Origin of the sequence: Paraburkholderia sp. SG-MS1 (assembly GCF_012275575.1) — a bacterium.
In the GTDB taxonomy this organism is placed as follows: domain Bacteria; phylum Pseudomonadota; class Gammaproteobacteria; order Burkholderiales; family Burkholderiaceae; genus Paraburkholderia.
In genome coordinates this window covers 1-7888 of sequence record NZ_NPIH01000180.1, presented here as the reverse complement: position 1 = coordinate 7888, position 7888 = coordinate 1, and the positions used below count along the sequence as shown (strand labels likewise).

Annotated in this window: 4 protein-coding genes and 1 tRNA gene; 4 read left to right on the top strand and 1 reads right to left on the bottom strand. The window is 61.9% G+C overall.

The window, feature by feature from the left end:
• The first annotated feature begins 530 nt into the window (after window positions 1-530).
• The 4 genes from acs to CIC12_RS14055 all read left to right on the top strand — a co-directional run bounded on the left by acs (window position 531) and on the right by CIC12_RS14055 (window position 5278).
• Window positions 531-2513, top strand: coding sequence for an acetate--CoA ligase (acs, locus tag CIC12_RS14070; RefSeq protein WP_168664710.1), 1983 nt, complete (start codon window positions 531-533; stop codon window positions 2511-2513).
• 168 nt (window positions 2514-2681) lie between these two features.
• On the top strand, window positions 2682-3104 hold the full coding sequence (locus CIC12_RS14065) for a DUF4212 domain-containing protein (protein WP_168664709.1): 423 nt from the start codon (window positions 2682-2684) through the stop codon (window positions 3102-3104).
• Window positions 3105-3108: 4 nt separating this feature from the next.
• Window positions 3109-5127 carry a sodium:solute symporter family protein gene (locus CIC12_RS14060; protein ID WP_168664708.1) on the top strand — a complete coding sequence of 673 codons (2019 nt, stop codon included), beginning with the start codon at window positions 3109-3111 and terminating at the stop codon, window positions 5125-5127.
• Between the two features lie 60 nt (window positions 5128-5187).
• Window positions 5188-5278, top strand: a tRNA-Ser gene (locus CIC12_RS14055).
• Window positions 5279-5676: 398 nt separating this feature from the next.
• Here CIC12_RS14055 and CIC12_RS14050 read toward each other — a convergent pair.
• Window positions 5677-7593, bottom strand: a complete 1917-nt coding sequence (locus CIC12_RS14050; protein ID WP_168664707.1) for a hypothetical protein — start codon at window positions 7591-7593, stop codon at window positions 5677-5679.
• Window positions 7594-7888: the final 295 nt, after the last annotated feature.

Genomic DNA, 7888 nt, shown 5'->3' with positions numbered 1-7888 from the left:
GACACACGGGCGGACACACGGGCGGACACACGGGCGGACACACGGGCGGACACACGGGCGGATGCCCGACGTCGCCACGCGTGCGATGTGCAACATCGTATGCGAGTTCGAACACATAAACGTGGCGCAACGCGTAGCATGCGCACCTCGACTTGCGTAGTGTCGAGTGCGCCGTTTGTACGTCATGTGCGTCACGCCCGAGGCCCTATGCGCCACGTTGCATAGGCGTGTCGCGTGTCTGCCCGGCTAAGGGTTTTCGCGGGCACGCCGATGCGGCTTGCGTAAGTGGCTGGTAAGTTGCAACGCTTATGGTTGATCATGGGAGCAGCCAGCTCGTCGCGTACGCATCCATGCTGCAGCGCCGCATGAATAGATAGTGCAGACAGAGAGGCTGCGGCGCGGGGCCCGGCGTTTCGCCGTGCAAGGTTGGGCAGCGTGCGTCGACCGTCGAGGTCCGCGCCGACGGGACATGGCGCGCCACGCGCGCGCCGGCACAGGTTTTACGTTTCATCTTCACCAAGGGGTTGTCGATGTCTGCGATTGAATCGGTTCTTCAGGAACGCCGTATTTTCCCGCCCTCCGCTGAAGCAGCGGCAGGCGCGACCATCTCCGGCATGGATGCGTACCGGGCGCTGGCCGCCGAAGCGGAACGCGATTACGAAGGCTTCTGGGGGCGCCTCGCTCGCGAGACACTGAGCTGGAACACGCCCTTCACCCAGGTGCTCGACGAATCCAAGGCACCGTTTTACACGTGGTTCGAAGACGGCCAGCTGAACGCGTCGTATAACAGCATCGACCGTCATGTCGAAGCCGGCAACGGCGGGCGCGTCGCGATCGTCTTCGAAGCCGACGACGGCACCGTCACCAACGTCACCTATCAGGATCTGCTGCAACGCGTGTCGCGCTTTGCGAACGCGCTGAAAAAGCGCGGCGTGAAGAAGGGCGACCGCGTGGTGATCTACATGCCGATGTCGATCGAAGGCATCGTCGCGATGCAGGCTTGCGCGCGGATCGGTGCCACGCATTCGGTGGTGTTCGGCGGCTTCTCGTCGAAGTCGCTCAACGAGCGGCTGGTGGACGTGGGCGCGGTCGCGCTCGTCACGTCCGACGAACAGATGCGCGGCGGCAAGGCCTTGCCGCTGAAGAACATCGCCGACGAAGCGCTCGCGATGGGCGGCTGCGAAGCGGTCACGAGCGTCATCGTGTATCAGCGCACCGGCGGCAAGGTCGCGTGGAACGAAGGCCGCGACCTGTGGATGCATGAACTCGCGCAAGCCGAGTCGGATCAATGCGCGCCCGAGTGGGTCGGCGCGGAGCACCCCCTCTTCATCCTCTACACGTCCGGCTCGACCGGCAAGCCGAAGGGCGTGCAGCACAGCACCGGCGGCTATCTGCTGTGGGCCGCGCAGACCCTTAAGTGGACCTTCGACTGGAAGCCCACCGATGTGTTCTGGTGTACCGCCGACATCGGCTGGATTACCGGCCATAGCTACATCGCATATGGCCCGCTGACGCTCGGCGGCACCCAGGTCGTGTTCGAAGGCGTGCCGACCTATCCGAACGCCGGGCGCTTCTGGGACATGATCGCGAAGCACAAGGTCACGCTGTTCTACACCGCGCCGACCGCGATCCGCTCGCTGATCAAGGCTGCCGAAGCCGACGCGAAGGTGCATCCGAAGAGCTATGACCTGTCGACACTGCGCATCATCGGCACGGTCGGCGAGCCGATCAATCCGGAAGCGTGGGTGTGGTATCACGAGAATGTCGGCGGCGGCCGTTGTCCGATTGTCGATACGTGGTGGCAAACGGAAACCGGCGGGCACATGATCACGCCGCTGCCGGGCGCCACGCCGCTCGTGCCGGGTTCGTGCACGCTGCCGCTGCCGGGCATCATCGCGGCGGTTGTCGACGAAACCGGTCAGGACGTGCCGAACGGGCAGGGCGGCATTCTGGTGGTGAAGCGTCCGTGGCCGTCGATGCTGCGCAACGTATGGGGCGACCCGGACCGCTATAAGAAGAGCTACTTCCCCGAAGAACTCGGCGGCACGCTGTATCTCGCCGGCGACGGCGCGGTGCGCGACAAGGAGAGCGGCTACTTCACGATCATGGGCCGCATCGACGACGTGCTCAACGTGTCGGGTCACCGGCTCGGGACGATGGAGATCGAGTCGGCGCTGGTGTCGAATTCGCTCGTTGCCGAGGCCGCGGTGGTCGGCCGGCCCGATGCGACCACCGGTGAGGCCGTGTGCGCGTTCGTCGTGCTCAAGGGCGCGCGTCCGCAAGGCGACGAAGCCGTGAAGCTCGCCAACGAACTGCGCAACTGGGTGGGCAAGGAGATCGGTCCGATCGCGAAGCCGAAGGACATCCGCTTCGGCGAAAACCTGCCGAAGACGCGTTCGGGCAAGATCATGCGCCGCCTGTTGCGCTCGCTCGCGAAGGGCGAGGCCATCACTCAGGACGTGTCCACCCTGGAGAACCCGGCGATTCTCGATCAGCTCGGCGAGTCGCTCTGAGCGGTGGTGGGTCTTGGGTCGTGACAAGCGTGTGTCGAACGATACGCGCTTGATCTGACGCAAAGGGCGATCACTTGGCGTCTGCCTGGACCACTAAGGGCACACCGTCGAGGCCACCGCGCGGACAATCCCGATTGCCTGCCCGGTGGCTTTTTGTTAAATAGGCGCATGGCCGCGCCGCACCACTCCTCTCACGCTACGCTTCATCCCGCGCCCGAACCGCCTGCGGTCTCGGCGGCGATGGCGCGTGCGCATCAGACGTACTGGCGCTTCAATCTCGCGCTGATCGCGACGCTCATGACCATCGGCTTCGCCGTGTCGTTCGTGCTGCCGCTGATTGCTCCCAGGTTGGCGCACGTGCGCATCGGCGGTTTTAGTCTGCCGTTCTATTTCGGCGCACAGGGCGCGATTCTCGTCTACCTCGCGCTGATCGTCGTGTATATCGTGCTGATGCAGCGTGCCGACCGCCGGCTGCAACGTGCATTCGATGCGGATGCGGATGCGGATGCGGATGCGAATGCGGGCGCGAGCGCCGCAGGCAGCGCAAGCACGAATACCGATGCCAACGCGTCGACCGGGCGCGGACGCTGAGCCGATGAAACTCACGCATCGGCTGATCCGCTCCTACGCGCTATATACGCTCGGCTTCCTGCTGTTTATCTACGTGATGTGGCGTATCGAGCGCAACACCGGCCCGGGTGTATGGATCGGCTATGTGTTCCTGTTCGTGCCGATCGCGGTGTACGCGGTGATCGGCGTGCTGTCGCGTACGTCCGATCTGGTCGAATACTACGTGGCGGGGCGGCGCGTGCCGTCCGCGTTCAATGGCATGGCGACCGCGGCCGACTGGCTGTCGGCCGCGTCGTTCATCGGACTGGCCGGGTCGATCTATGCAACCGGATACGACGGTCTCGCGTATCTGATGGGCTGGACCGGCGGCTATTGTCTTGTCGCGTTCCTCCTTGCGCCCTACGTGCGCAAGCTCGCGCGCTACACGATTCCCGACTTTCTCGGCACGCGCTTTTCGAGTAACGCGGTGCGCGGGCTTGCCGCGCTGGCCGCGATCCTGTGCTCGTTCGTCTATCTGGTCGCGCAGATCCAGGGCGTCGGACTGATCGCGACGCGTTTTATCGGCGTCGATTTCGCCATCGGCATTTTCTGCGGCCTCGCGGGCATTCTCGTGTGCTCGTTTCTTGGCGGCATGCGTGCCGTGACGTGGACGCAGGTCGCGCAGTACATCATTCTGATCGCGGCGATCCTGATTCCCGTGTCGATGATCGCGCATAAGGACGGCCTCGGCTGGGTGCCGCAAGTCAGTTATGGCGGTTTGATGGAGCGCATGGCGCGCCTCGAGCAGCAGGTGCGCGACGAGCCGCTCGAACAGACCGTGCGCGACGACAGTCGACGCCGCGCGACGCTGATGCAGATGCGCCTCGACGCGTTGCCGCAATCGTTCGTCGACGAGAAGCAGCGGCTCACGCAGGAAGTCGCCGATCTGCGCCGCCACAATGGTCCACTGCGCGACATCAAGGAGCGCGAGAAGGCGCTCGAACAGTTCCCCCGCGACGCCGCCGCCGCGCTGATCGTCTGGACCCGGCAGCGCGACGAAATGCTGATGCGCGCGGCCGCGCCGGTGCCGATGCAGGAGCCGTTTCCCGTGGTCAACGATGAGGATCGGCGCATCCACGAGCGCAACTTTCTTTCGCTGCTGCTGTGTCTGTCGCTCGGCACGGCGAGCCTGCCGCATATCCTGACGCGCTATAACACGACCACGTCGGTGGCGTCCGCGCGCCGCTCGGTCGGCTGGACGCTGTTTTTCGTCGCGCTGTTCTATCTGACGGTGCCGGTGCTCGCGGTGCTGATCAAGTACGAGATGCTGAGCAACCTGGTCGGCCATCACTTTGCCGATCTGCCGCAATGGCTCATGCAATGGCGCAAGGTCGAGCCGAGCCTGATCAGCCTCGCGGATACGAACGGCGACGGCATAGTGCGATGGAGCGAGATCCAGATGCAGCCGGATATGGTGGTGCTCGCCGCGCCGGAGATCGCGGGGCTGCCGTATGTGATGTCGGGTTTGATCGCGGCGGGTGCGCTAGCCGCGGCGCTGTCGACCGCAGACGGTTTGCTGCTGACAATCGCCAACGCGTTGTCGCACGACGTGTACTACCACATGGTCGATCCGGGCGCGTCGAGCCAGCGGCGTGTGACGATCTCGAAGATTCTGCTGCTGGGGGTGGCGCTGTTCGCGTCGTATGTGGCGTCGCTGAACACGGGGAATATTCTGTTTCTGGTGGGCGCGGCGTTTTCGCTGGCGGCGTCGAGTCTGTTTCCGGTGCTGGTGCTCGGCGTGTTCTGGAAGCGCACCACGCGGCTCGGCGCGGTGGCCGGCATGGTGGCGGGGCTCGTGGTGTGCATCTATTACATCGTCTCGACCTATCCGTTCTTCACCCAGATGACGGGCTTCACGGGCGCGCGCTGGTTCGGCATCGAGCCCATCAGCTCGGGCGTATTCGGCGTGCCGGCGGGGTTCCTGGTGGCGATCGGCGTGAGTCTGCTCGACCGCAAACCGGATGCTTATACGATCGCGCTGGTGGACTATATCCGGCATCCTTGAGCGAGTTTTCGCACGGGTGTGGCGCGCGGCGCGAAGTTTGCTATAATTCGGCTCCCCGCCGGAGAGATGGATGAGCGGTTTAAGTCGCACGCCTGGAAAGCGTGTATAGGTTAATAACCTATCCGGGGTTCGAATCCCCGTCTCTCCGCCAGGAACATCAATGCAAAACGGGCCTCTTGGCCCGTTTTGCATTTCTACCCCCCAAACACGAATATCAGGATTCGAGGCCTTTGCCCCTTTGGGTTGCAGCTCAAAGCTACCTTTGCGTGAGCATCCATTAGCCCATTACCAAGCGTTTGCCAGGCACATTCTGGATACACGCATTGTCGAATGTTCAGGCATTTCTTTTAGCGTCCTCGTTGCATCGCATGCCGGGCGTCCCACTCTGGGACTGGCCTCGATTGGGAAAAGGGGTTTCCATAACCCCACCTTCTGTCCGAAATTTGCCCGACGACGGGCTCTCGCACAACCGGGCGGCTACCTTGTGAAAATGAAAAAAATAACCCCGGGCAATGCACCCGAGGTCACATTCCTCGCATCTCTCCACACTCAGTGAGCAATATACGCAGGCTCCTTGCCTGTGCAATTCATATAGTCGAGCATAGGCTTGGAGACAAACATCTCGCGGCTCTCCACTTTCGTGAATGAGAACGCAGCCGCTCCGATCCTGGAGCGAACGACTGGACAAAGCTTGATCGAGGCGCCGGCCTGAAGGCGCATCGGGAAAGCCCAATGCCGGCCGTAGCCTTTGAGAGGCAGCGAGACGGGCATGGGCGCCGTTACTGCAGAGCCGGATAGATAAGTTTGCTGTATCAGGTAACGCGGAATGCTGCTGATAAAAGGAAAGAGACTTGCGGCGACCAGTTCATAGTCAGCCGATATTTCCCAAATGCTATCGTGATCGGCCGACTGCGTAACGCAGCCATCGTTGTCTATCTTGAGTTGCGTGGGCGCGCTCAACGATATTGGCTTGGACTTCTGAAACAGCACGCCGAGCGTATCCTGATAGACGGGTTCATAGCCCACGAAAATTTGCCTGAAAAAAGGCCAGTTTTCGTTGTGAAGCCATGTTCCGAATGCCCACGAACACAGGTTGTTGACGCGTACCCAATCGGGCGACAACCTGGCGAACGATTGCGAGTATTGCTCGCGCCGCTCGGCTCCCAGCGCGTGAATGATGTAGTCGTTGGTCGGTTGAAATTGCGGATGCGTCGCTTCGACCATACCCGAGTAGTCGGACCACAGATGTGCAGACATGGGCACGCGCGAATTCACTTCTGCCAGATGACGCTCCCACCGCTTGGAGAGATGGACACCGAGCACGGTCGGTGTGCCCGAAAACTGATGCCGCTTTGGCATGAACTGCAACGTTACGAGTGCCAGGACGCATGCGCCCAATGACGCGTCGACCCAAAAGGGAAACGCCTTTCTGGGCACGCACGCGATTACTGCGGCGAGAATGCAAGCCCTTACAAACGGCTCTACGTTGCCGTAGTAAATGTAGCCATTCAGAGTGCCGAGGGTTGCCAATCCATAGGTCGCGAAAAGGAGGGCTGCCGTCATCCGCTGCGTCAGACCTTCCTTGAATAAACGGACCGCAAAGAGCACGAGGCAGATGCCCCCAACCACCGCGCGAATCCTGAATTCGGTCTGGCCGAGCATCGAACGCAGACCGTCTCCGCCGAATGGGTTTGGCGGGCCGCCGAAATACCAGGGTTGATCGCCCGGCACATCGCTATAGTTGTAGCGAAGAAGATCGAGCAGGTGCGATCGCGAAAAGAGCGCGAAAAACACCAGCGCTATCGCGATGCCGATGCCAGCGGCAATCAACGGGCCGGTCGTCTTTTTCGTGACCAGAACGAGTCCGCCTACGCAAACCGTCGCGATCACGACAGCAATCCCATGTTCTGTCGAACCCACTATCGCAACAGCGATAAGCAACGAAGCACTGATTAGACGCCGGCGAGGGGAGTCGATCAGAAAGGCGGCGCAAGCGAGTACCGCGAATGCGGAGCGAACCCCGAGCATTGCATTGACCGGATTGTATAGTTGCAACAGGACAAGCGGCCCGATGGCCAGCATTAACAACGTGGTGCCGAAAGCAACCGCGAGTGAGCGGCTGGCAAGGTAGGCGACAACGAAGGGCGACAGAACGAAGAAAAACGGCGAGTTCACGAGTCGCGAAGCTTCTGACGCGTAGAGGCTCTTTCCAAGAGCGGCGTAGACCGGGTAGTGAACCAGAACGGACCCGATGCCATGGAAAATCATGAAGTCTCTGCCCGGCACCTGTCCGGCAGCAATTCGCCGCAGTGGGTCGAATAGCTGAAATGCACCGTTGGCGAAATAGCCGTCGAAGAAATGAGCGTCGATGGCCGCGCTATTGAGCAGAATTGCATAGCAGCCCAGTACAACGATCAGCCCAAGGAACAGGTGTTTTCTTTCTTTCGGAGGAGATACGTCTCTCATCGTGGGTCCCGAAAAGGCGAACTGAGCCAGAAATTCTGGTCGGCGCATGATAGCAAATCACCGGGCGCCGCAACGCTATACGCGCGCCCCGCATTGGCGCCTCCACGCGCACCGATGGCTTCCTTTCGCCGCGGTCTTTCGATGCACGCGCGGCTGCTTCGATCCCGTCGAAGCGGCGCACTCACAAGGCGCGCGCGCGCCCCACCGGTCGCGCCCTACGGCGCCAACCGCGCACAAAGGCCGTCATCTTGCTCTAAACTAGCGCCCGCCAAGCCCGCGACACAGCCACGTAAAG

Bases quoted from the DNA above. Each gene is read 5' to 3' on its own strand.
- acs (WP_168664710.1), top strand. From the start codon at position 531: ATGTCTGCGATTGAATCGGTTCTTCAGGAACGCCGTATTTTCCCGCCC.
- CIC12_RS14065 (WP_168664709.1), top strand. From the start codon at position 2,682: ATGGCCGCGCCGCACCACTCCTCTCACGCTACGCTTCATCCCGCGCCC.
- CIC12_RS14060 (WP_168664708.1), top strand. From the start codon at position 3,109: ATGAAACTCACGCATCGGCTGATCCGCTCCTACGCGCTATATACGCTC.
- CIC12_RS14050 (WP_168664707.1), bottom strand. From the start codon at position 7,593: ATGAGAGACGTATCTCCTCCGAAAGAAAGAAAACACCTGTTCCTTGGG.